Origin of the sequence: Echinicola shivajiensis, assembly GCF_018642165.1 — a bacterium.
GTDB classification, from domain to species: domain Bacteria; phylum Bacteroidota; class Bacteroidia; order Cytophagales; family Cyclobacteriaceae; genus Echinicola; species Echinicola shivajiensis.
In genome coordinates, this window is record NZ_JAHHZM010000006.1 from 205,719 (window position 1) to 229,942 (window position 24,224).

General features: G+C 37.5%; 21 protein-coding genes. 15 read left to right on the plus strand and 6 right to left on the minus strand.

What is annotated here, in order from left to right; translation table 11 throughout:
* The first annotated feature begins 21 nt into the window (after positions 1–21).
* From KMW37_RS12545 to KMW37_RS12555, 3 genes are all read left to right on the plus strand, one after another.
* The gene (locus tag KMW37_RS12545; RefSeq protein WP_215224974.1) at positions 22–690 is read left to right on the plus strand and encodes a response regulator transcription factor; all 669 of its coding nucleotides are present in this window, start codon (positions 22–24) and stop codon (positions 688–690) included.
* Positions 687–2,063, plus strand: a complete 1,377-nt coding sequence (locus KMW37_RS12550) for a sensor histidine kinase (RefSeq protein WP_215224975.1) — start codon at positions 687–689, stop codon at positions 2,061–2,063. The genes KMW37_RS12545 and KMW37_RS12550 overlap by 4 nt, the downstream gene beginning before the upstream one ends.
* Positions 2,064–2,350: 287 nt before the next feature.
* Positions 2,351–4,219 carry a sulfatase family protein gene (locus tag KMW37_RS12555; protein WP_215224976.1) on the plus strand — a complete coding sequence of 623 codons (1,869 nt, stop codon included), beginning with the start codon at positions 2,351–2,353 and terminating at the stop codon, positions 4,217–4,219.
* A 126-nt stretch (positions 4,220–4,345) separates the two neighbouring features.
* On the opposite strand, the gene KMW37_RS12560 is transcribed toward KMW37_RS12555, so the two are convergent.
* Entirely contained in the window at positions 4,346–4,726 is a 381-nt protein-coding gene (locus KMW37_RS12560) for a hypothetical protein (RefSeq protein ID WP_215224977.1), read from the minus strand.
* 493 nt (positions 4,727–5,219) lie between these two features.
* On the opposite strand from KMW37_RS12560, the gene KMW37_RS12565 reads away from it, so the two are divergent.
* Positions 5,220–5,696: a YbhB/YbcL family Raf kinase inhibitor-like protein gene (locus KMW37_RS12565; RefSeq protein WP_215224978.1), complete on the plus strand. Its 477-nt coding sequence runs from the start codon at positions 5,220–5,222 to the stop codon at positions 5,694–5,696.
* A 441-nt stretch (positions 5,697–6,137) separates the two neighbouring features.
* Positions 6,138–10,355, plus strand: a complete 4,218-nt coding sequence (gene glgP / locus KMW37_RS12570) for an alpha-glucan family phosphorylase (protein ID WP_215224979.1) — start codon at positions 6,138–6,140, stop codon at positions 10,353–10,355.
* A 44-nt stretch (positions 10,356–10,399) separates the two neighbouring features.
* Here glgP and KMW37_RS12575 read toward each other — a convergent pair whose 3' ends face one another.
* The gene (locus tag KMW37_RS12575; RefSeq protein WP_262898197.1) at positions 10,400–11,623 is read right to left on the minus strand and encodes a polysaccharide deacetylase family protein; all 1,224 of its coding nucleotides are present in this window, start codon (positions 11,621–11,623) and stop codon (positions 10,400–10,402) included.
* A complete protein-coding gene (locus tag KMW37_RS12580) occupies positions 11,620–12,924 on the minus strand; it encodes a glycosyltransferase family 4 protein (RefSeq protein ID WP_215224981.1) in 1,305 nt (434 codons plus the stop codon). Before KMW37_RS12580 ends, KMW37_RS12575 begins: the two co-directional genes overlap by 4 nt.
* 507 nt (positions 12,925–13,431) lie before the next feature.
* On the opposite strand from KMW37_RS12580, the gene KMW37_RS12585 reads away from it, so the two are divergent.
* Positions 13,432–15,177, plus strand: coding sequence for an adenosylcobalamin-dependent ribonucleoside-diphosphate reductase (locus KMW37_RS12585; RefSeq protein ID WP_215224982.1), 1,746 nt, complete (start codon positions 13,432–13,434; stop codon positions 15,175–15,177).
* Between the two features lie 534 nt (positions 15,178–15,711).
* Here the strand turns inward: KMW37_RS12585 and KMW37_RS12590 are convergent.
* The 3 genes from KMW37_RS12590 to KMW37_RS22545 all read right to left on the minus strand — a co-directional run bounded on the left by KMW37_RS12590 (position 15,712) and on the right by KMW37_RS22545 (position 17,384).
* Positions 15,712–16,335 carry a phosphoribosyltransferase gene (locus KMW37_RS12590; RefSeq protein ID WP_215224983.1) on the minus strand — a complete coding sequence of 208 codons (624 nt, stop codon included), beginning with the start codon at positions 16,333–16,335 and terminating at the stop codon, positions 15,712–15,714.
* Between the two features lie 10 nt (positions 16,336–16,345).
* Positions 16,346–16,993: a dienelactone hydrolase family protein gene (locus KMW37_RS12595; RefSeq protein WP_215224984.1), complete on the minus strand. Its 648-nt coding sequence runs from the start codon at positions 16,991–16,993 to the stop codon at positions 16,346–16,348.
* A gap of 262 nt (positions 16,994–17,255) precedes the next feature.
* Positions 17,256–17,384 carry a hypothetical protein gene (locus KMW37_RS22545; RefSeq protein WP_262898198.1) on the minus strand — a complete coding sequence of 43 codons (129 nt, stop codon included), beginning with the start codon at positions 17,382–17,384 and terminating at the stop codon, positions 17,256–17,258.
* A 251-nt stretch (positions 17,385–17,635) separates the two neighbouring features.
* On the opposite strand from KMW37_RS22545, the gene KMW37_RS12600 reads away from it, so the two are divergent.
* The 9 genes from KMW37_RS12600 (at position 17,636) to KMW37_RS12640 (ending at position 24,220) form a co-directional block, all read left to right on the plus strand.
* The gene (locus tag KMW37_RS12600) at positions 17,636–18,142 is read left to right on the plus strand and encodes an AAA family ATPase (protein ID WP_215224985.1); all 507 of its coding nucleotides are present in this window, start codon (positions 17,636–17,638) and stop codon (positions 18,140–18,142) included.
* A 355-nt stretch (positions 18,143–18,497) separates the two neighbouring features.
* On the plus strand, positions 18,498–19,922 hold the full coding sequence (gene atpD / locus KMW37_RS12605) for a F0F1 ATP synthase subunit beta (protein ID WP_215224986.1): 1,425 nt from the start codon (positions 18,498–18,500) through the stop codon (positions 19,920–19,922).
* Positions 19,912–20,301: a F0F1 ATP synthase subunit epsilon gene (locus KMW37_RS12610; RefSeq protein WP_215224987.1), complete on the plus strand. Its 390-nt coding sequence runs from the start codon at positions 19,912–19,914 to the stop codon at positions 20,299–20,301. The genes atpD and KMW37_RS12610 overlap by 11 nt, the downstream gene beginning before the upstream one ends.
* Positions 20,298–20,615 (plus strand): AtpZ/AtpI family protein, encoded by a 318-nt coding sequence (locus tag KMW37_RS12615; protein ID WP_215224988.1) that lies wholly within the window; start codon positions 20,298–20,300, stop codon positions 20,613–20,615. Before KMW37_RS12610 ends, KMW37_RS12615 begins: the two co-directional genes overlap by 4 nt.
* Positions 20,590–20,940 carry an N-ATPase subunit AtpR gene (locus KMW37_RS12620; RefSeq protein ID WP_215224989.1) on the plus strand — a complete coding sequence of 117 codons (351 nt, stop codon included), beginning with the start codon at positions 20,590–20,592 and terminating at the stop codon, positions 20,938–20,940. The genes KMW37_RS12615 and KMW37_RS12620 overlap by 26 nt, the downstream gene beginning before the upstream one ends.
* Positions 20,903–21,610 (plus strand): F0F1 ATP synthase subunit A, encoded by a 708-nt coding sequence (locus KMW37_RS12625; protein WP_246581472.1) that lies wholly within the window; start codon positions 20,903–20,905, stop codon positions 21,608–21,610. The genes KMW37_RS12620 and KMW37_RS12625 overlap by 38 nt, the downstream gene beginning before the upstream one ends.
* 14 nt (positions 21,611–21,624) lie before the next feature.
* Positions 21,625–21,906, plus strand: a complete 282-nt coding sequence (locus tag KMW37_RS12630) for a F0F1 ATP synthase subunit C (protein WP_215224990.1) — start codon at positions 21,625–21,627, stop codon at positions 21,904–21,906.
* A gap of 3 nt (positions 21,907–21,909) precedes the next feature.
* Complete coding sequence (locus KMW37_RS12635) at positions 21,910–22,725, plus strand: F0F1 ATP synthase subunit B family protein (RefSeq protein WP_215224991.1); 816 nt, start codon at positions 21,910–21,912, stop codon at positions 22,723–22,725.
* Positions 22,709–24,220, plus strand: coding sequence for an alternate F1F0 ATPase, F1 subunit alpha (locus KMW37_RS12640; RefSeq protein WP_215224992.1), 1,512 nt, complete (start codon positions 22,709–22,711; stop codon positions 24,218–24,220). Before KMW37_RS12635 ends, KMW37_RS12640 begins: the two co-directional genes overlap by 17 nt.
* Positions 24,221–24,224 lie beyond the last annotated feature (4 nt).

Genomic DNA, 24,224 nt, shown 5'->3' on the forward strand with positions numbered 1-24,224 from the left:
AAATAGTAAAACATATAGCTCATGAAAATGCTCATAATAGAAGATGAGCCCGGCATTGTGAAATTTCTAAAACAGGGATTTGAAGAGGAGGGGTATATGGTGGAATCAGCCTCTGATGGAACCAAAGGATTGGATATGGCTGTTTCAACCGATTTTGATATTATTTTATTGGATTGGATGATTCCTTCAATAAGTGGAATCGAAGTTTGTAGATCATTTAGAAAACATAATAGCAAAACACCGATCATATTTCTTACTGCCAAGGACGAGGTAACAGATGTTATTTTTGGACTTCAGGCGGGAGCAAATGATTATATTAAGAAGCCTTTTTATTTTGAAGAACTACTGGAAAGAGTCAAAGTTCAGTTAAGGCCTGTTAGCGGGGAGCATGAACAGTTTTCGGTAGGGAATATTCATATGGATATTGGGACCCATCAAGTTTTTAAAAATAGGCATGAGGTTTATCTTACTCAAAAGGAATTCTCCCTGCTGGAATATTTGATTAGAAACAAAGGGAAGGTATGCAGAAGGACCCAGATCATTGAACATGTTTGGGATATCAATTTTGACTATAATTCGGGTGTAATTGATGTATATATCAATGCTTTGAGAAAAAAGCTCAATTTGAGTGATGAAGAAAATTATATCCAAACTATTAGGGGGATAGGATATATAGCCAAAGAAATATGAAGCTTAATTTTAAAAATAGGATTGCTTTTTATTATTTGATTGCTACATCGGCTGTCAGTTTATTGGTTTTTGGCTTTATATACTTTATTGTCCAGAAAACGGTTTATGGAAGCCTTGATAATAATTTAACTTTTGAAGCGAATAAGCATCTGCTGGAAATAGCAGTTGAAGAAGATACGGTCTATTTTACGCATAAGAAAGAATGGGAGGAAATAGAGCATAAGGAGGTTCAGATCAATCCAGTTTTTTTACAGTTAATGGGGCTAAGAGGGCAGGTAATGGATAAGTCTCCTAATCTTAAGGAGGACAGTCTGATGATCAACAGCTTGGCATCTATAGATGAACATTATGATACAAAGCTGAATAACCGACCTATACGGCAGGTGCATATAGAAATTAAAGACAATGGAATGACAAAAGGGTATATTGTGGCAGCGGTACCCTTGGAGGCCTCATTAATGGTGCTTTCCAACTTGATGAAGACTTTGATGATATTGTTTCCTATTTCAATATTAGGCTTGTTTTTTATTTCGAGGTACTTGGCTGGAAAAAGTATAGCCCCCATTGCAGCTATCATTAATACTACCAACAGCATAACTAAAACCAATCTAGCAGAAAGAGTGCCTTTACCTAACAATAGGGATGAGTTATTTGAACTGTCTACCTCCATCAATGGGCTTTTAGATAGAGTTGGGGAGGCCATAGAGAGAGAAAAACAATTTACTTCTGATGCTTCCCATGAATTGAGGACTCCTTTGTCTTCCTTAAGGGGAACCTTGGAAGTTCTGGTCAGGAAGAAACGCAATATTGAAGATTATGAGGAGAAGGTCAATGATAGTCTTTATGAAGTTGATCGAATGTCAAAGATTGTGGAGCAGTTGTTGTTTTTGGCCAGAAATGATCTAAATCAAGCTTTAAACGGGCAAGGAAAGGCAGCTATTGCTGTATTAGTTGATGAGATATTGGGTAGATATCAAAGTCAAATCAAAAATAAGGGGATAAGTATTTCATTACATTCTGATCAGTCAGGAGATTATTTAGTCCCTTATTATTATGGTGATTTAATTCTTGAAAATCTGATCAATAATGCGATCAAGTACAGCCATGATGATGGAAAAATAGACATTAGTATTAAAGAGGAGGCAGGTCACTGCCACTGCTATATAAAGGATGAAGGAATTGGTATTAAGGACGAAGACCTTTCATCCATCTTCAATCCATTTTTTAGGTCTCAACCGTTAGATCATAAAGGTGTTAACGGTAATGGTTTGGGGCTATCTATCGTAAAGAAGGCAGCGGGAGCAATAAATGCCAAAATTGATGTGCACAGCAAATATGGTGAAGGTACTTGGGTACACGTTGTTTTTGAATAGTTGTATTTTAGGTAGTGACAATCGTTTTATTTGGTTCATAGATTATTTTTCAGAATATTGGATTTGAATCAATATGTATTTACTCAATTAAATGAGTATCTCTGAGTTGTTAAAATAGCTTGTTACTGATTTCACAGCTTTTTACCGAAGGGATTTATTTCAGTGTAAAGCTGTCTTCTGCGGGGTAAATTGAAATAATCTTACGTAAGTATAGGCTTTGAGAAACATAATTATGTGTTTAATGGCTATTAATCATTTAAATTATTTTGGATCATATTTCTTTATCTATGTATATCAAAAAGAAGAGTCTAGTAATTCAATCAGCCTTATTTTTACTTTTGTTTTGCGTATTTTTTTCTACAAGCCTTTTAGCTCAGGATCTCCCCAATATTTTATGGTTGACCAGTGAGGATAATAGCCCCTTTGCAGGATGTTATGGTGACGAATTGGCTACTACTCCAAATATGGATAAACTGGCCAGAGAGGGCTTTTTGTATACCCATGCTTATGCCAATGCCCCTGTATGCGCACCGGCAAGGAATACTATTATCACAGGGATATATGCCAATTCCGGTGGAAACCAGCATATGCGTAGTAATTACCTCAAATCAAATTTGATAAAAATGCTTCCTGAACTATTGCGTGAAGCGGGCTATTACTGCACCAATAATTCCAAGGAGGATTATAATATTGATAAGAACCAAACAAAGGGGATTTGGGATGAAAGTTCAAACAAAGCACATTATAAGAACAGGCCTGATGATAAACCGTTTTTTGCTGTTTTCAACAGTAATATTAGTCATGAAAGCAGCATTCATAAATCCATTCCCAGTAATCAATTAAGGCATGATCCATCAAAAGTGAAATTGCCTCCTTACCACCCAGACACCCCTGAGATTAGGCATGATTGGGCACAGTATTATGATAAGATTGAGGACATGGACCAATGGCTGGGAGCAAAGCTTCAAGAACTGGAGGAGTCTGGTTTGGCAGAGAATACCATCGTTTTTTATTTTGGGGATCATGGTGGAGTGCTGGGGAGGAGTAAACGCTATGTATATGAAAGTGGGACCAGGGTACCACTTATAGTTAGGATCCCCAAAAAATATCAAAAACTGTTTCCTGCGGATAATGTTGGAGATCAGGTTGGACGATTGGTGAGTTTTGTTGATCTGGCACCAACCATGATGAGTTTGGTAGGTAGAGATATACCGGGATGGATGCAGGGCAAGGCATTTTTGGGAGACCAAAAGACTTTGGATCCAGAAAATGCATTTATGTTTAGGGGAAGAATGGATGAGCGCTATGATATGAGTAGGGCAGTCCGGTCCAAGCGTTTCAGGTATATCATGAATTATATGCCACATAGGGTTTATGGGCAGCATTTGAACTACTTATGGAAGGCACCATCTATGCAGTCTTGGGAAAGGGCATTTTTGGCTGGTCAATGCAATGAAATGCAATCTACCTTTTGGAACAAGAAGCCAGTAGAGGAATTATATGATACTGAAAATGATCCTTGGGAAGTGAATAATCTCGCCGATGATCCTCAATATGCTAAGGTTTTGATGGAAATGAGAAAAGCAGCCGTGGATTGGAGTTTAGGTATTGGAGATACGGGATTTATACCTGAGGCTGAACGGAGCATTAGAAGTCCAGAGGCTAGTTATTATGATTATATGAGGACTGTTCCTGAAAAATGGAAGGATTGGATTGAAGCTGCCCAATTAGCTGCTCATGGCAGTGAAGATAATATTGAACTACTGATGGACTTGCTTAAAAGTGATGATGCTGTTTTACGGTACTGGGGCGCCGTGGGAATGTTGATTTCAGATCAGCAAGCTAAACCGAAGGTAAAAAAAATCCTTGGATTGCTGCCAGATAATTCTGATGAGGTGACAGCTGTTTTATCGGAATGTCTTTATAATTGTGGCTACAAGGAAGAAGGGCTTAAATATTTGAAAAAGGTGGTTAATTCACCTTATTTATTTGCCAGGGTACAGGCATTGAACAGTATCGATATTCAAGGTGTACCTCGCGTAATGATTGAAGAGGAGATAAATGAAATGAAGGAAAAATATAAGCATGAAAAAGAAAATAGGTACGATCTACGTGTGGTGGAATGGTTAGAGGAAAAGTGGGGAAGGAGCTATTAAAGTTATATTTAATTCAAGCAACTTCATCTGTATCTTTTAAATTAAAAGCTCCAAGAACCTTGCAAGTAGAACGAATTGGGTCTTGGAGCTTCAAAATTGGTAAGTGCTTAACTCCCATATAATAGGCTAGATTAGGAAGCCGACGAGTTTTGCTTTTCGCTTGAATGGTTTCAACTTCTTTTTCACTGTTTTTTTATACTTTTTAAAATTGTCCTCACCAAGGATGTCTTTAAAGATTTTAGCATTGTCTTCTTTTACCATCATAAACTTTTTCGTCTTTTCCTCAGGTGACAAATCTTCCTTTGCAATTTCAAAAAGGTCATCAACGGCACTTTGATTGGTTTCTTTTAGCTTATCCTTTTTCTCAGCATTTAGGTCCAAGCCATCAAAACTATTCATTGCTCCTAAAATTTCACTTTTACTAACCTCACTTTCTTGAGCAAGCAATTGAGGTGACCAAATAAACAAAGTAATTAGTACCGGAATAATTAGAATTATTTTTTTCATAATAGATTGGGTTTAGGTAAGAAGTAATTATGCAAATATCTGATTTTTAATTAGATATAAGTAGTTTTCATAGGTGAAACCTTACCAAATCCCAATTGTTTTGGGAAATTTATATATTTTAATCTTTATGCGACTTGTGATATTTAAATATCTAATCTGGATATCCGCTATTCCACCAGTAAGTATTACCCTTCAAAATATTCTCTCAAAAATGACACCTATTTCACAGTAATAATTAATTAAATCAGTGTAATCCGTGAGAAATTTAGGCGGTCAATATTGACAAGAAAATTGTTTTAAGCGATAATATTCATATTTACTCCTCTGTATATACCAATATCTTTTTTTTCGATGATGTGTGTCATTATTAAATGGATAACAGCGAGCTATATTTAAATCTAGGAGATGAATAGTTAAGAAAAGTTTTGAGAATGAATAAATGGGCTAAATTCTCCGAGTTTCCACATGAATGTAATTATAAAGAGGAAGAACCATGATCAGGGAAGTCTTAAATATTTCTTGCAATAAATTTGGAAAGGGAGGTCATATTCCAAGTATTTACACCTGTGATGGGAAGAACATCAATCCTCCAATAGTTATTGAGAAATTACCTCCTAAAACCAAATCACTCGTAGTTATAATGGAAGATGCTGAATATGAAGGAAATGCTGCTGTATATTGGTTAGCGTATAATATTCCAGCAAAAAATGTAATTAATGAGGATGAGCATTTATGCACATTTGGAATGAATCATTTGAATGAATTCTCATACTCCGGTCCATGTCCAGAAAATGGTACGCACCGATATGTGTTCAAAGTGTATGCCTTGGATGATTTTCTGTATTTTCATCATAAGCATGTGTTTCGAACTGAAGTGGAAGATGGTATCAGGTATCATGAACTTGGGTTTGGCAAATTTGAAGGTGTTTATCAAAAATCCAAGAGGAACGAAGTATCCAATATTAATTAAATTAATAGATACTACGAATATTCATTGGCCTTAATTAATGTTTTTGTTATTCGGATTAAAAATTTTAACAGAAATGAAACGAGTTTGTATTTGGGTTTGACTTTTATGTGTTTGAGTTAAATGGTTCGCACATTAGCATTGATTTTCAAATATATAATTATGTTCAGATAGTTGAAAATTGATATTGACCTCATCATATTTCCTTTTAGGATGGAAGAAGACGGCAATCCATATAAAAGAGGAAATTTGAAGTTTACCAATCAAGTTTATTCGTTCCCTCTTCAAACAAGTTTTTTTGGTACGTTAGTCGGTATTATTAGAGGTATGGATGTATTTATATAAATAATTGGGATTGGTTTTTTTAAGTATACATAGAGGATGAAGGGTGTTGGATAAGTATTTTTTTGATCAGTGGTTTATAAATGGAAATGATCAAAATATATGGAAGAATCAATTTTAAAGAAGGCTGATTATCTTTTTGAAGTGAGCTGGGAAGTTTGCAATAAAGTAGGCGGTATATATGCTGTCCTTGAAACTAAAGCTCCTTTATTAGAAAGAACCTATCATGAAAGATTAATGATGATTGGCCCAGATGTATATAAAGGCATAGGTGTACATCCTGAATTTATAGAAGATAAAACATTATTTAAACTTTGGAGACAATTTTTAGACCAAGAAGGCCTGAAGGTAAAAATTGGTCGCTGGAATATCCACAGTAATCCTATAGCTGTTTTGGTCGATTTTACGCCTTTCTTTTTTGAGCGAAATGAAATATTCAAACATTTTTGGATTAAATATCAATTAGATTCACTTAATGGACAGTGGGACTATATAGAACCTGCCATGTTTGGATATGCTGCAGGCAAGGTTATTGAATGTTTTTATCGTTGCCACATCAATTCTACCGATCAGGTGGTAACTCAATTTCACGAATGGATGACAGGAACGGGACTATTATACCTGGAAGAAAATGTTCCCCAAATAGCCACTGTTTTTACTACTCATGCCACTGTTATAGGAAGGGCTATAGCTGGAAAGGGCATGCCATTCTATAGTCAATTATATCAGTATAATCCCGAGCAATTAGCGTTGGAGAGCAATGTGTTATCTAAACATTCATTAGAAAAGGTGGCGGCAATGAATGCTGATTGCTTTACTACAGTAAGTGAATTTACCGCTAAAGAATGTGAAAAGCTATTGGGTAAATATCCGGATGTGATCACTCCCAATGGATTTGATAATGCTATGGTTCCAGTTCCACCTCATCTGGAAGAGAAAAGGGCTTTGGCCAGAAGTAAAATTTTGGCGGTAGCGGAAGGTTTGTTTAACCAAAGGTTTCCTGCAGATAGTTTATTGGTAATTAAAAGCGGGAGGTATGAATTTAAGAATAAAGGGATTGAGGTGTTTATCGATTCTATAGCTGAAGTTCTCGTTCACCGCAAGGTTGGTAAACAGATAATAGCCTTAATTTTTGTTCCAGGACACCATACTGGTCCAAGAAAAGAGCTTACCGAACGAATCAAGTCGCCTAACTTAAAGGATCCAAGGCCCACCGAACTACTGACCCATTATCTTCAAGGAGTCGAAACAGACCCAATTTTTCAAAGGATAAAAAAAGTAGATCTCAACCGATCTGTGGATGATAATTTGAAAGTCATTTTTGTACCGACCTATCTAAATGGAAATGATGGGATTTTTGATTTTGAGTATTATGATTTGTTGATAGGATTTGATTTAGGAGTTTTTCCCTCTTACTATGAACCATGGGGATATACCCCTTTAGAGAGCTTGGCTTTTTATATTCCTGCTGTGACGACAAATGTTTCAGGTTTTGGGGCTGCTTATTTAAGTTTAAAAGAACCGCCCTCAAAAGGTATTTATATACTTGAGAGAACAGATGGAAATGAGCAAGAGGTCGTAAAAAAAATAGCGGATATACTTGAGTCCTTTTCTAATAAACCCGAACCAGAAGTGCTGGAAATCAGGGAAGATGCCCATCGTATCAGTCAGTTTTTTCTATGGGAAAATCAAATCCATCATTACGAAGAAGCATATAGTTTGGCATTGGATAAAAGCGGGGAAAGAGAAAAATTATATCAGGATAAACCCCAGGCTATACCACTTGTAGGCGTTGAAATCATGGAGTCCAGCCCTATATGGCGGGAAATAACTGTAAAAGAAGAATTGCCTCCTGTTTTACAAGGTTTGCACAAATTGTCAACTAACTTATGGTGGTCTTGGAATGAGGCTGCAAAAAATCTGTTTGAATATACGGATTCAACAAATTGGGCCAAGAGCCATCAAAATCCTGTTGCATTTCTTCAGACTTTACCGTATTCGGTAATTGACCGATTAGCCGAAGATAAGTCATATATCAGTCAATTAGAGGAGGTATTGGGGAAATTTGAGGATTATATGAATGTGCCAATGCCAGAAAATGGAAAAATTGCCTATTTCAGTATGGAATACGGCATCCATAATACACTGAAACTCTATTCTGGTGGACTGGGGATTTTGGCGGGTGATTTTCTCAAAGAGGCCAGCGATAGTTTAGTGCCTCTTGTAGGGATAGGTCTACTATATAAAAATGGATATTTTAAGCAAAGAATATCCATTACTGGTGATCAGATAATGGAATCTGAAAATATGGATTTCAGCACCTTGCCCCTTGAGCTTGTTTCTGATAAAGATAATCAAGCTTTAAAAATTGCTCTTCCATTTCCCGGAAGAACTGTCATTGCACAAGTTTGGAAATTGGAAATTGGCCGGGTAAAGCTTTATTTATTGGATAGTTTTGTAGAGGAAAACAATATTGATGATAAGGGAATTACCAGTCAACTGTATGGAGGAAATCAAGAAAATAGGTTAAAGCAGGAATTGCTGTTGGGCTTGGGAGGGATAAAGGTGCTAGAAGCATTGGACATTTCACCGGAGATTTTTCACTGTAATGAAGGACATGCTGCTTTTGTTGGAATTGCCCGCTTACAATCTCTTATCCAACATGAAAATCTTTCTTACGAAGAGGCCGTAGAAGTGGTTCGGAGCTCAAGCCTTTTCACCACTCATACTTCTGTTGGTGCTGCAATAGATAAATTTAGTGAAGAACTTTTAAGACCTTATTTTTCACATATGGCACAGCAATTCAATATTTCTTGGGAAGTTTTTATAAACCTCGGAAGAGCGCGGGCCAACAGACTTGATGAAAGTTTTTCAATGACTAATCTTGCCTTAAAACTTTGTCAGGAAGTAAACTCAGTGAGCAAGATCCATCGAAAAGTAAGTTGCAAATTATTTCAGGAACTATGGAGGGATTATTTTCCAGAAGAACTAAATATTGGATATGTAACCAATGGGGTTCATTATGATACTTGGACTGCTCCAGTTTGGAAAGCCCTTTATGCTAAATTCTTGGGAAGTGATTTTCTTAAAGATGGCCATTTGTGGGAAAAAATTCGCGAAGTACCTGATCAGGAAATTTGGAATACCAATGTACAATTGAAAAGGGAACTATTACTGGCGATCAAAGATAGGATGACCGAGACGATGAGAATGCGTCATGAGAGTCCCAAGACAATTATGGAAGCTGTGGCATGCCTGCAAGAGAATGCTTTGGTTATTGGTTTTGCAAGAAGGTTTGTAACCTACAAAAGGCCTGACCTTATTTTTACAGACCTGGATAGATTAGAACGGATTTTAAATATAGAGGATAAACCGGTATTACTGTTCTTTTCGGGTAAGGCCCATCCTCAAGACAAAGAAAGTATTGAGTTGATAAAAAAAGTGTTTGAAGCATCGAGGGGAAATGGCCTAAGGAATAAAATTTTCTTTTTGGATGATTATGATATGAATTTGGCCAAGATGATGGTTCAGGGTGTTGATCTTTGGATGAACACACCAAGTAGACAGAAGGAGGCATCAGGAACCAGCGGAATGAAAGCCATTTTAAATGGAACCCTTAATTTCAGCGTATTGGATGGTTGGTGGGCAGAGGCATATCATGAAAAAATTGGTTGGGCCATAGAAATAGAAAGAGAATATGAAAGACAAGATTATCAGAATATATTGGATGCTGACAAAATCTATAAAACGTTGGAAAACGAAATCATTCCTTTGTTTTACCGTCGTAATGAGGAAGGAATTCCTAAGGATTGGATTCAACTCATTAAAACAGCCATTACGGTGGCCCCACAATATACCATGCATCGTGCACTGGTAGAATATCAACATAATTTCTATACGAAAATATTGGAAAGAGGAAGAAAGATGAGAGCAGAGGGTTTTTCTGTCGCTAAAGAACTTGCTCAGTGGAAAAAATATGTGAAAAGTAACTGGAATGATATTGATGTGATTGCTATTACGCCTGAAACTATAACTGATTGGGGAAGAGGTCTTGAAGTTAAATTAACCCTCAACATGGGGGATTTAACCATTAATGATATTGGTGTAGAATTGGTGGTTTTGAGAAAAAATCCAATTGATCCTGAAATAGGACACAGTAGTTATGAGCTCAATCCAATGGAAATAGCCAAGGAAAAAGTGGTCTTTGGGCGGAAAATGCCTGAACTCGATCCAGGTAATTATGAATACAGCTATAGAGTTTATCCAAAAAATCCACTTTTATCTAACAGGTTTGACTTTCCATTGGTGAAATGGATTTAATTTTTGTGATTTGAAAGTAACCACAGGAGCAGTGAAAATACAGACTAAAGTAGTTTGAAAAGATTCTTTTTTTCAGGTATATAGGCTAACTTTTTTTTGTTTTTGCTGACAGTTTTTAGAAGCTGTTTGAAATCCGAAAGTATATTCATATAGTTAATAAATGCCTCAAAAGGACTTTTGTAAGGCATACCTTGGTAATTTTTTAACATTTGAGTATTCATAAAGTAAAAATGGTCACTGGATTGTAATTCTCGCCATGTCTGGATAATCTCTGGAACACCGCAATTTATAACTTGCTGTTCAAGCTGATAAAGGGAATAAAAAGCTTCTTGTTGGATGTCATTGGATAGCCAGATATTAGTCGTTTCTGAATGATCCTTTATTGATATTGGATTTTGTATGGAAAGGCTTTCAGCTACTGATTCTGGACTTGTAGAAGGTAAAATAAACTTCCAACCATTATGAATAGCTTTAGTAATGAAGTGATAGAAAAAATCCATAATGCCCGATTCGATGGGGTATTTATGCCCTAAAGTTTTTAAATCCATCCAGATATTAACTAATTGGTCGCTAGCAGGGAGTTGTTCTAGCCATGTCAAGTATTTATCTGCGGTTAAGGGCCATTCTGACCATGATTTACTTTGGAATCTTTCGGTAATGTCTTCGCTGAGAGATCTATTCCTGACCAATAGACGAAGTTTTTCATTTGTCGCGCTTTTATATATTTTATTGGCAGTCCTTCCTTTTAGCGTTCTTTCGTTTGATTCAATCATAATATATTTATAACCGAGGTCATATATCATGTTTCCAATAAAATCAGCATGAATTAGTTCTGTGTTTCTAAATGTTTTTGGTCGTTTTCCGAATAGATGAAAAATTTTGTCTTCATACATATTTACCTGCTTCATGAATTCATGTTTACTTTGCAAGGCTGCCAAGGAAGGGTAATAGGGCTCAGCTGTGAATTCTGCTTGTCCGCGAAGGGCATAAGTCTCGAAGCGCTTTATTAAATTAGTCATATGCGCTTCCATTAGCTCAAGTGTCGGCCCTGAAATGGAAAAACTTATTTTGAATTCGTTTTTAAATTTCTCCATTAGACGTGTAAATAGCTTATTTGTAGGGATAATACTCTTATCGACAAGCTCTTTGAGTAAGACTAATGTTTTCTTTTTATCAAAGTATGGGCTATGGCTTCCTATAAGGGTAAAGGGATAATGGGACAAGTGGTCCCCAAGGTGTAGGCGAAAATTGAGACAGATATTTTTCATGGATAAGCAGTATTACAACTATTGATCAGCTGTTGATATAGGTGTTTTATTTTGAATGTTTGCCTATCCCAATCAAAATGATTTAATTCTTTTTGGCTCCCACATACTAAGGTACGGGAAAGGCTGGGGTAGGAACCTATTGCATAGATGGCATTGGCCATGGCGTCAGTGTCCCAGAAATCCAGTTTAATACTATGATCCAAAACTTCTTGAACACCAGATTGGATGGAGATAATTGAGGGAATTTGGTGATAGGTAGCTTCTAAGGCAGAGAGTCCAAATGGTTCTGAAACAGAGGGCATAACATAGGCATCACTAATAGAAAGCAAATCTTCTACTTCTTTGGCGTTAAGGAAACCCGTAAAATGAAAATGGTCGGATATACGGTGTTTTGACGCCAAGTCAATCATACGATACAACATATTGCCATTTCCGGCCATAACGAAACGGAACTTCCTATTTACTTTTAAGACTTTGGCTGCCGCTTCAATAAAGTATTCTGGGCCTTTTTGGAAGGTAATTCTTCCAAGGTAAGTGACGATTTTTTCTTTATGTTTTCTTAGTCGACGGTAATCCGTCTTTGCATCAGGTTTTTCTATTGCATTATGTATTACTGAGATCTTTAACGGAGATATCTCATAGCGGTCTACCAGTATTTTTTTTGTAAACTCGCTCACTGTAATTATATGGTCTGCAATGAGCATGGTATCTTTTTCCAATTGGTAAATATCCTTATTGATCGAATCCCCGGCTCGGTCAAATTCTGTGGAATGGATATGGATGATAAGCGGTTTTTTGCTGAGTTTCTTGGCCATTATACCTGCAGGAAATGCGTGCCAGTCATGGGCATGGATGATATCAAATTGTTCTGACAGTGCCAGTGAGGAAGCTACAGCTGCATAGTTCCCCACTTCCAAGAACAAATCTGGTCCATATCGACCAGAGAATTTGTAAAATCTGCCTTTATTTTCAAAGTCTTTGTATTTACTGATATCGATGGAAGAAGCTTTAGCAGAGAAGTCTTCTGGATCAAGATAGGGGACAATAGGACTGTTTATTTCATAGTAATGGTAGATTTTATGGAGTTCTTGCTGTATGTTTTCTGAACCTGTTATAGGGACTTTTCCTGCATCTATCAATCGGTATGGCTTAGTCCTGTCTTCTAAAATTTTTGGAACAACTAAGGCTACCTGTACCTCATTTTTTATAAGCCCTTCAACGATCCCTTTACATGCTGTGCCAAGTCCACCAGAAATATAAGGTGGAAATTCCCAACCAAACATTAGAACTTTTACTGACATTTTAATTTATATTTATTGTTCTGTAATTGGTTTATTGAAAGTGATTTAGTTTGTTCATTAAAGTTCGATATCGTTTCTATAAGAAGAAATGATGCCCGTCATAATATATTTTCAAGTTGATCTTTACTGTTTTAAAAAAGTCCTTTCTACAACTGATTGTTCTTTTTTGGTATGGGGAAATCCCCAAATAATTTTTGATACTTAAATGTATTGTGTTTAAAGGTTAGGGATTTAATAGGTAGACTAAACCACTATGCACTTCTAGTGCATAGTGGTTTATTTTTTGTCCTGAGTAGTGGAAATAACTAATAAGGAAAAAGGGATAGGATTGAAGGTGAATGGTTACTTGTTTGAACCATTCAAATGTCTTGTAATAAATGACTAGTCTTATCAAAAATGAAATTTTTCATCATTGTGAAAGGGATATCGTTTAAGCAATTTTATTTGAGATGAAGTTTATTTCTGGTCATTATTGTTAAATGCATATATTAATTTCCCCTCTTTCAAATGGATCAGCTTTCTGATAATGCCAATATAGTGCTTGAGCAAAGGTACCTGTTGCGCGGGAAGGACAATCAACTGCTCGAAAGCCCGGCGGATATGTTCATGCGTGTGGCCAAAGCCATAGCAGAGGTTGAAATAATCTGGGGCAATAAAAAGGATGTTGATCGATTTACCCGTGTTTTTTATCAACTGATGAGCCAATTGATTTTTTTACCTAATTCGCCCACATTAATGAATGCAGGAACTTCGCAGCAACAACTAAGTGCCTGTTTTGTGCTTCCTGTTGAGGACAGTTTAGAAGAGATCTTTCATACATTAAAAAGTACGGCTAAAATTCACCAGAGAGGAGGGGGGACAGGCTTTAACTTTTCCAGAATACGTCCAAAAGGCGATAGGGTGGATAATAAATGGGATGTAGCATTGGGGCCTGTTGCCGTGATTGAAATTTTTGATCGTACAACTGAAAAAATTAAGCAAGGGGGCAAAAGAAGAGGAGCCAATATGGGAATTTTGAATATTGATCATCCAGATATTGAAGAATTTATTAGTTTAAAGTCTGGAGGGGGAAAAGTGAATAATTTTAATTTGTCCATAGGTATTACGGACCAATTCATGAGAGCAGTGGAAGAAGATAAAACATGGAAATTAATTAATCCCCGTGATGGGGCAATCACCAAGAAGCTACCTGCCAGAGAAATTTGGAAAAACATTTTGAAAAATACGTGGATATGTGGTGACCCGGGTTTGATCTTTTTGGATGCTATTAATGCCCATAATCCTCTTGTTAGTTTAAGTGAAATTTCAGCAACCAATCCTTGTGGTGAGGTGCCACTCTTTCCCAATGAAGCTTGTAATTTGGGTTCTATAAACGTAACCAAATTTATCCGAAAGCAAGGAAATAAATATGTTGTTGATTGGGATTATTTGGGAGAAGTAGTGATGCTTGCTGTAAGATTTTTAGATAATGTCATCGAAGTCAATGATTATCCAGATGAACTTATAGAAAAGACAACAAAGGCCAACCGTAAAATAGGGTTGGGGATCATGGGCTGGGCAGATTTTTTAATAAAATTGGAAATTCCATATGCATCCAATAGAGCAGTTCAACTGGGTGAAAAATTGATGGATTTTATTGGCCAAAAGAGCAGGGCAGCTTCCTCAAATTTGGGGGAAGTCAGAGGGAATTTTCCTAACTGGTCGCATAGTATTTTCTACCCAAAAGAGCCTATGCGAAATGCGACCAGAATTAGTATTGCCCCTACAGGAAGTATTTCTATTATTGCAGGTGTGTCAGCTTCCATTGAGCCAATATATGCCCTTGCTTTTGAAAGGGGAAATGTGCTGGGAGGCTTGATCTTAAGCAGTTTTCACCAACTTTTTTTAGATTATTTGGTTCAGCATGGACTGGATAATGAGACCGTTCTTCAGAAAGTCAGAAGAACAGGAAGCTGTAAAGAAATAAAGGTACTTGGCGAGGATATACGCGAAATTTTTAAAACAGCCTTGGAAATTGAACCCTATTGGCATTTAAGGCATCAAGCGGCTTTTCAGCTGTATACTGATAACGCCGTTTCCAAAACCATCAATTTACCTAATGCAGCGACTATAGAAACTGTAGATTCTATTTACCAAGATGCTTGGAATATGAAACTAAAAGGAATAACCATGTTTAGAAATAATACAGGAAACCTACAAGTTTTGAATAGTGGGATAGAAGATAGCAGCTCTATTTGCAAAGTCTGTCAATAAGTGTTTTGGTGGGATGGTGAAATTTATTTTTTCCTTCTTTCTAAGAAAATAGCATAAGAAATAAACTACTCTTAATTTGATTGGATGATCTTATTTTTGTTTAGGATCAATACTTCTTCAGGGTTTGAGAATGTCAAAATTTTGGTGGTATTATTCGAGTCGAATGGTTAATTTTTAAATACGAAGTATGTGTTTATTGAGATATTGCTAGAAATCCTGTGTCCATAAAGTATAATTACAAAGTACCATTCGGAGAATTTTTTGTCTTTGTAGTTTATTAGATCATTCACCAATTAATCAGAATAACCTTCCCTTTTTTAAGGTGTTTAATTAGCTTTTTCAAACCACTGGAAAATTTATGATAGGAGTGAAGGCTTCCCTTTTTTTGAATTTTAATCATGATTAAATTTGCCTCGTATAGCTATTGATAGGTGATTAAGTTGTTTGAATGTTAAAGGTTCAAGCGGTTTAATTACTGTGGTTTATTTCTTTTAGTTGTAATTATGCCTACAGCTATAGAATTGTTTGATAAGTTTATTTAATGCTATTAAAAATCTTTATGGCTTCCTGGTCTGTTATTGGGTTAAAATCCATATAATAGGGGCCAATGGCATGAAAATTATTTGCTTGTTCTAAAACCAACACCTCGCTTACAAGGGGAGATTCCTCAATTTTTAATATCGCTGAAAGAGGAGATACCGGTGCTGCAACCAAAATATGTTTAGGATTTTCCTGTGCTATAAGTTTGATGGTGGCCAATATGGTATTACCCGTAGCTATTCCATCATCTACCAAAATCACCGTTTTATCCTTGATAGAGCTAGGTGCTTTGTTCTTATAATAAGCGTCACGTCTTGATAGAAGGAGGTTCCTAATGTTCTCGGTTTCCTCTGCAATATATTCCGGTGAAACATTTCCTGTTTCTTCGCTTAGAACGATGCTATTTAAGCTTACTGCACCTATGGCGTATTCCTTGTTGAATGGATGGCCGATTTTCTTGGTCAATGCTATATCCAATGGCAAGCCTAAGGATTTGGCAATAACAGCACCAACAGGAAGGCCTCCGCGCGGAATCGCCAGAACTACCGCATCCTTTCCTTTATAGTTAGCTAATTCCTCAGCCAAAAGTTTGCCAGCTTCGTATCTATCTGTAAACATTTATATTAAATTATTCTGTTATATATTTCTTATACCAATGAACAGACAAAGTAGCAACTTGATCCAATTTTCCTGGCTCTTCAAAGAGATGGGTAGCGCCGGGTACTATTTCAAGTTTTTTAACAGTATTCATTTTATCATAGGCCAATTGGTTTAAAGGAATTACATTATTATCCAAACCACCTACAATGAAAAGAGTGGGGGCTACCACTTTAAATAACTCCTTGTCTCCTGCTAAATCAGGCCTACCTCCACGGGAAACAACCGCAGCAATTTTGGAACCTAAGTATGCAGCCGCATTAAGCGCTGAAGCAGCACCCGTGCTCGCACCAAAATAACCCAATTTTAATGTTGAAATATTTTCTTTGCTTTGTACCCATTCTGTTACTTCAATTAATCTTTCGGTCAATAAGGCAATGTCGAATCTTTTTTCATAGACTGTATCTTCCTCATCTGTTAATAAATCAAATAGTAATGTAGAAAACCCATTTGTATTTAAATGATTAGCTATAAAGTTGTTTCGGGTGCTTAATCGACTGCTACCACTTCCATGGGAAAAGATGACCAGACCATTTGCACTGTTAGGAACGGTCAATATTCCTTTTAATATCAAATCCCCTATAGGAATGTTGATTTGATGTGAAGCAAGGCTATCCATTATTGGTCATTTTTTAATCCTAGGATATTTAAGGAATTAGCCCTTATATCAAGAAATGTAATGCATATTATATTTTTGTCCCCAAAAGTATAACTTCCCCCATGGTGTTTTTTACGTTTAATTTTGGGAAGAAATTCCATAATATCTCATATATCCTACATAAAATTCTCCTATAATCAACAGAAATAAAGAAAGTCTCACGATCCGTTTCCAGTACAGTACCGATCTCTGGGCTATCACGGTGCTAACTTAGTTTTTCAAGTTAATGGAGAAGTTCCAATTCCTCTTTGGCATATTCTATGGTGCCAAGAAAGCCATCATAATCTCTTTTTTGGAGTTTTTTACTGGTATCGCCTATTTCTAGGTTTTTTACATCACTGGTCTGTATCAATTCTTTTAATCAGTCTTTAAAGTCCTTGATCATTGATTTTTACTTTAACACATAAGCATCAAACAGACTTTGCTTGATTTGGAGATTGTCTGTTGTTGTTGTCATAATGCTTAAAGTAAATACAAATATTCTTAATGGGTGATAACTAGCATCAGGTTATCCTAGTGATTTTCATCATGCTATGAAGGTTTGAGTATCATGGAATTATAAATTGTTTTTATGGAGATTGTAATAAACAAATTAAACCTAGGATGATGATAATTATGGTAATGGGCCTTCCAGGAACAGGGAAAAGCTATTTGGCTTCTAAGTTGGCTGATAGGCTTGGTGGTGTACTTCTTAAAAGTGATGTGGTCAGAAAGGAATTGGGGCTATCAAATCAATATAGCAAAAGGGATAAAATGAAAGTCTATAAAGAAATGGAAAGAAGGGCAAAGTTGGTATTAGATAAGGGGATTCCCGTCGTTCTGGATGCCACTTTTTACCTCATAGAAACCAGGGTGCCCTTTTTTCAACTGGCCACTAATCAACATACCTCTTTGGTCAAAATATTGGTAAAAGCGGAGGAGAATTTAATCTCAAAAAGAATGGAAAAACCAAGGCCTGATAGTGAGGCGAACTTTAGTGTTTACCTTAAAATAAAGAAGGCTTTTGACCCTGTTTTACACCCTTATCTTCAATTGACTTCCAACAACTCTAATATAAAGGCCATACTTCAGCAAGCCCTAAACTACATTCAATTGGGTGAAAAGGTATAAAAGGATTAATAAATGACTACGAAAAAACATTTAAAAAGTCAATCAGCAAAATTTTCGATTTTGATGATTGGAATCATTAGCCCTTATAGGGCGCATATGTGTATTTAATATTTTAGGACTTACTAAATAGAAAATAGGATCAATTGATTTAAGATTGGGACCATAAACTTTAAGAACAGATGGGCTGGAAGGAAAGAGCTAATATAATGTTGTTCTTACCTGCGTGTACCGTATTCTGTCGCTCTGTTCTTTAGGACAATTCTCATTTTAGCATCTAAAAATAATATCAGTTGAACCATCATTTGAGGGATTGTACGGATAATAATGGGAATTCATTCCGCTACATTTTAAAATTATGGATGAGGAACAATATATAGGTAAAGTTACCCGTGTTAGGGGTAGTGTTGTGGATGTCAGTTTTGACAATAAACTCCCTCCGCTTCACAGTGTTTTATATACTGGTACCCATTCAAAGGTAATTATAGAAGTATTATTGCAGTTGGATGCTCATCAAGTCAGAGGAGTCGCTCTGACTCCTACACAGGGACTAGCTAGAGAAATGAAGGTGAGGTATACTGGGAGGTCCTTGGAAGTACCTGTAGGCGATACTACCCTGTCTAGGATGTTTGATGTTTTTGGTCATACCATTGATGGGCTCTCTGATCCTCTGGATGTGGTTTGGCGTCCAATACTCCGAGATCCTCCTGATTTGATGAGTAGAGCTACCCGTTCAGCAATCTTTGAAACAGGGATCAAATGCATCGATGTACTAATGCCATTGGAAAGGGGAGGAAAGACAGGACTTTTTGGAGGAGCTGGTGTAGGGAAGACCGTATTATTGACTGAGATGATCCACCATCTCGTTGGGCAAAGCAAGGGGGTAAGCATTTTTTGTGGTATTGGAGAAAGGTGCCGTGAAGGAGAAGAATTGTACAGGGAGATGAAATCGGCAGGGGTATTGCCTGGGATGGTGCTGGTATTTGGGCAGATGAATGAGCCTCCAGGCAATCGCTTCAGGGTGGGGCATGCTGCGCTTACCATGGCTGAGTATTTTAGGGACGACAAGAACAAAGATGTATTGCTATTAATTGACAACGTTTTCAGGTTTATTCAAGCAGGAATGGAGGTATCTGGTTTAATGGGGCAAATGCCATCCAGAATGGGATACCAGCCTACTTTGAGTACCGAATTGTCCAAATTACAAGAAAGGATTTCAAGTACGGATAAAGGGGCCATTACCTCAATACAGGCCGTTTATGTTCCAGCGGATGACCTGACGGACCCTTCAGCAGTGCATACTTTCAGCCACCTATCTGCCTCCATAGTTCTTTCTCGAAAAAGAGCTGGTGAAGGATTATTCCCAGCGATTGATCCGCTACATTCTGCCTCTAAGATGTGTAATCCAGAGGTGATCGGCCAAAGACATTATCAATTGGCACAGGAAATCCGTAAAAATTTAGCCCAATATGAAGACCTTAAGGACATTATTGCCATGTTGGGAACAGAGCAATTGTCGTCAGAGGATCGAAAGACCGTAAATCGCGCAAGACGGCTCGAGCGGTTTCTAACCCAACCATTTTTCACTACCGAAGTATTCAGCGGAATTCCTGGAAAGGTTATTCCATTAGAAGAAACCTTAAATGGATTTGAAAGGATCTTAAATGATGAATTTGCCGATATACCTGAAAATTGCCTATACATGGTTGGGGGAATTGAGGAAGCAATTGAAAAAGAAAAATCGATTAATATAAATGAATCAGGCTCCCTACATGAAGCTTAAGGTGCTATTACCTTATAAGGTAGTAGTTAATGCCGACAAAATAGGCAGGGTTGTACTCGAAACCTGGCAGGGAGCTTTTGGTATTTTGCCCAATCGCTTGGACTGTACAGCTGCCTTGGCACCTGGTATATTAATGTATGAAATCATTGGAGAAGAAGCTAAATACCTTGCTGTTGGGGAAGGTATAATGGTGAAAACAGGAAATGAGCTTGTCATCTCAGTTAGAAGGTGCATCAGTGGGAAAAAACTTGGGGAATTACATCAAGCCATTGAAATGGAATTTTCCCATCACAGGGAAAGTGAAAGCCAAATAAGAACAGCATTGGCAAAGCTTGAAAGTGGATTTATAAGGAATTTCCAGGAACTCCTCAAAACATGAAACCGGGGGAAAATGAAAAGTTTAAGGAAACTGTAGCTGAAAAAGAAGACCGTAAAATCAAAGCTCAAAAGAGACCTATCAGAAGTATTTGGTTTGGCTTTAGCCTTTTTGGAATAGTGGGGTGGTCTGTTATGGTACCAGCTGTCCTGGGAGCACTATTGGGAATTTGGCTTGATTCTAAGTTCTCTAGTCAATACTCTTGGACCTTGTCCTTCTTGGTGTTTGGGATTGGTCTGGGCGCCTTAAATGCCTGGTACTGGATAAGAAAAGAAGGGAATGAAATAAAGGATGATAACCATCAGGAGAATAATTGAAATGGAAGAGTTGATCATCAAAATAATTCTTAAAGCATTGGGAGGTGCAGTATTGGGCCTCGTTTTCTGGGCTGGTCTATTATGGACGATTCAATATGGTTTCAAGTCAAAATATTATGCGATTTTATATCCTATGAGTTTCTTTTTCCGCTTGGTCATAGTAATGCTTGGATTTTATTATTTGGCCGAAACAGATTGGGTTGATCTCTTGGCTGCTTTCTTAGGATTTTTGGGCATTAGATTGGTCTTTTTGAGAAGTATCAAAAGCCAAATGAAATATAGGGTCAATGATGGGAAGGAGGTGGATGATGAGGTTAAGTCCTGATGACTGGATATTCTGGGAATATGGAATATTTAAGTTAAACGCGACCATTGTATTTACCTGGCTAATCATGTTTATAATGGTATTGGGGTCTATTTTGATCACCAGAAGTTTAAAAAAAGGAATAAAAATTTCGGGCTGGCAATGTGTTTTGGAAATATTAATACTTCAAATGCAAAAACAGATTAAAGCAATCGGAATTGCTAAACCGGAAAAATATTTAAACTTTTTGGGTACACTATTTCTCTTTATTGCCATTTCCAATTTATGTACCCTTTTTCCTGGCTATGAGCCACCCACAGGCTCACTTTCTACTACTGCTGCCTTGGCTTTGACTGTTTTTGTGGCAGTACCGGCTTATGGGGTGGCAGAGTTGGGGCTTGGGAGGTATCTGAAAACTTACCAAAGGCCTAGTTGGTTGATGCTGCCATTTAATATAATAAGCGAATTGACCAGGACACTTTCTCTGGCCGTCAGGCTGTTTGGAAATATGATGAGTGGGGCCATGATTGTGGCGGTTTTGGTCGCTATCGTGCCCTTTTTTTTCCCGGTAATCATGCAGGTGCTTGGCTTGCTTACCGGCATGGTACAGGCCTATATATTCAGCATATTGGCTACTGTTTACATAGCTGCTGCAACACGTAGAGAAGAAATTTTAGATCAACAATTATAATAAATTTTATGCTTATGGATTCGGTAACAATTATAGGAATGGTTTCGATCATTACGGCGGGTTTTACTACCGCCATTGGCTGTATTGCACCTGCATTTGCAGAAGGAAAGGCTGTGGCCTCTGCGATGAGTTCATTGGCTCAACAACCTGATGCTGCTTCAACAATGACCAGGACACTATTTGTCGGTTTGGCAATGATCGAGTCCACTGCGATTTATGCATTGGTAGTGGCCATGATTATCATTTTTGCCAACCCTTTTTGGAATTATTTCATCACCAATGCCCCGGGTGGATAGGTCATGCTGATAGATTGGTTTACCATATTGGCGCAGGTAATAAATTTTCTGGTCTTGGTCTTGCTATTAAAGCGTTTCCTCTACCGACCTATACTCAAGGCGGTACATGATAGGGAGGAAAAAATCAGACAGGAACTAGAAAAATCAGAAAAGGTATTATATGAAGCCAATAGTGAGCTAAAAAGCTATCAGAAAAAAAACGCAGAATTTGAGCAGGAAAAGCAGAAAATGCTCCAAGTAGTTGAGGATGAGGCAAGGAAGAAAAAGGAGGAGCTCATAAAACTTGCCAAGGAAGAAGTAAAAATATTGAGTGAAAGGTTGAAGGATTCATTGGACAGGGAACAGAGAGGGCTTCAAGATGAAATCTATAAAAAAATGGTTCGGGAAATTTTCCTTATGTGCAAAAAACTATTGGGTGAATTGGCCAATGTCAAATTGGAAGCACTAATGGCTGATGTCTTTTTAGATCGTATTGGCGATAAGAAGCAACAAGTGGATGGACAACTTTTTGAAGGTCTAAAGTCTGCTTCCGGTCCAATAATACTTCAAAGCAGCTTTGTGCTTCCAGATAGTCTTCAGGAAAGTTTTAAAGAAAAATTGGAAGCATTAGTAGGGCGTTCCGTGAATTTGAGATTTGAAACCTCTTCAGAAAACATAAGTGGTTTTACACTTAAAACCCAAAACTATCAATATAGCTGGAACTTGATGGAATACTTGGAAAGATGGGAAGATAAGGTCCAGGATACCTTGAATAACAGTATTTTGGGTAAATCAGGGAAATTAGAATCTAAAGACCAAGACCATGGAAAACCTATTTGATCCACTGTTCAGGGATTTGGAGAAAGTCAGATCTGAATATGCTCCGGGTGTTAGTAGCAAAGAAATAGGTAAGGTAAAGGCTATATACCAAGGTGTAGTATTAGTGGATGGGTTACCCGGCACTGGAAATGAGGAATTGTTGAAATTTCAAGGGGGGCTTTATGGGATGGCATTTAACCTTGATCCAGATGCCATAGGCGTAGTCCTATTGGGTGAAATTAAGAATTTGCAGGTTGGGGATAAAGTGGAAAGAACAGGAAAGGTTGTAGATATTCCTGTGGGATCGGCTTTGCTTGGAAGGGTTATTGATCCGCTTGGCTTTGCATTGGACAATAAAGGTTTATTGGAGCAAAGTTCACGATCACCTGTGGAGAGACCTTCACCTCCGATTACTGACCGAGCTCCAGTAAGTAGGCCTTTGCAAACAGGGATCAAGGTGATTGATGCTTTTATTCCAGTGGGTAGAGGGCAGCGGGAATTAATACTGGGTGATCGACAAACTGGAAAAACGGCTATAGCCGTTAATACCATCTTAAATCAAAAAGACAAGGAAGTCATCTGTATATATTGTGCCATAGGTCAGCAGGCTGCTTCGGTAACCAAAACTTTGGCTGTTCTGGATGCTCATCAGGCAATGGACTATACCATTGTAATGATTAGCCAAGGAAATGATCCGCCAGGCTTGATTTACTTAGCTCCATATGCAGCTACTAGTATCGGGGAGTACTTTATGGAAATGGGTAAGGATGTTCTTATCGTATATGATGATTTGACACACCATGCCAGGGCCTATAGGGAAATATCATTGTTGCTTCGAAGGCCGCCTGGAAGGGAGGCATTTCCGGGTGATATTTTTTACATCCATGCCCGGCTTTTGGAAAGAGGTACCCAGCTGAATAATGAAAGGGGCGGTGGATCATTGACGGCCTTACCGATTATAGAAACAGAAGGGCAGAACCTTGCGGCTTATATCCCTACAAATCTTATTAGTATTACAGATGGTCAAATTTACCTTTCTCCAAAGCTGTTTGAACAAGGGATGTTACCTGCAGTGGAAGTAGAAAAATCTGTCTCTAGGGTAGGAGATAAGGCCCAAAGACCAGCCTATAGAGGGCTGGCTTCCCCGCTTAAGTTAGCTTATATCCAGTATAAAGAATTGGAAGTCTTTATGCGTTTTGGTACCCGAATGGATGACCAGACCAAAAAATATATAGCCCATGGGCAAAGGATTCAGGAATTTCTGTTTCAGATGGAATTTGACCCTGTATCACTTCCAGAACAGATAATAATATTAACTGCCTTATCTGATGGCCTTTTGGATAAGATTCCTTTGGAAAAGTTAAAACAAACTGAGAAAATCCTTCGGAAAGCGGCTAGACTGCTCCCAGAAGATCTATTGGACAGAATGAATTCATCTGAAACCTTCTCAGAAAAAGATAGGGAAACCCTTGCGGAGTTGGCTGACATGTGGCTTAAAAGATTCTATATCGAATAGGTAA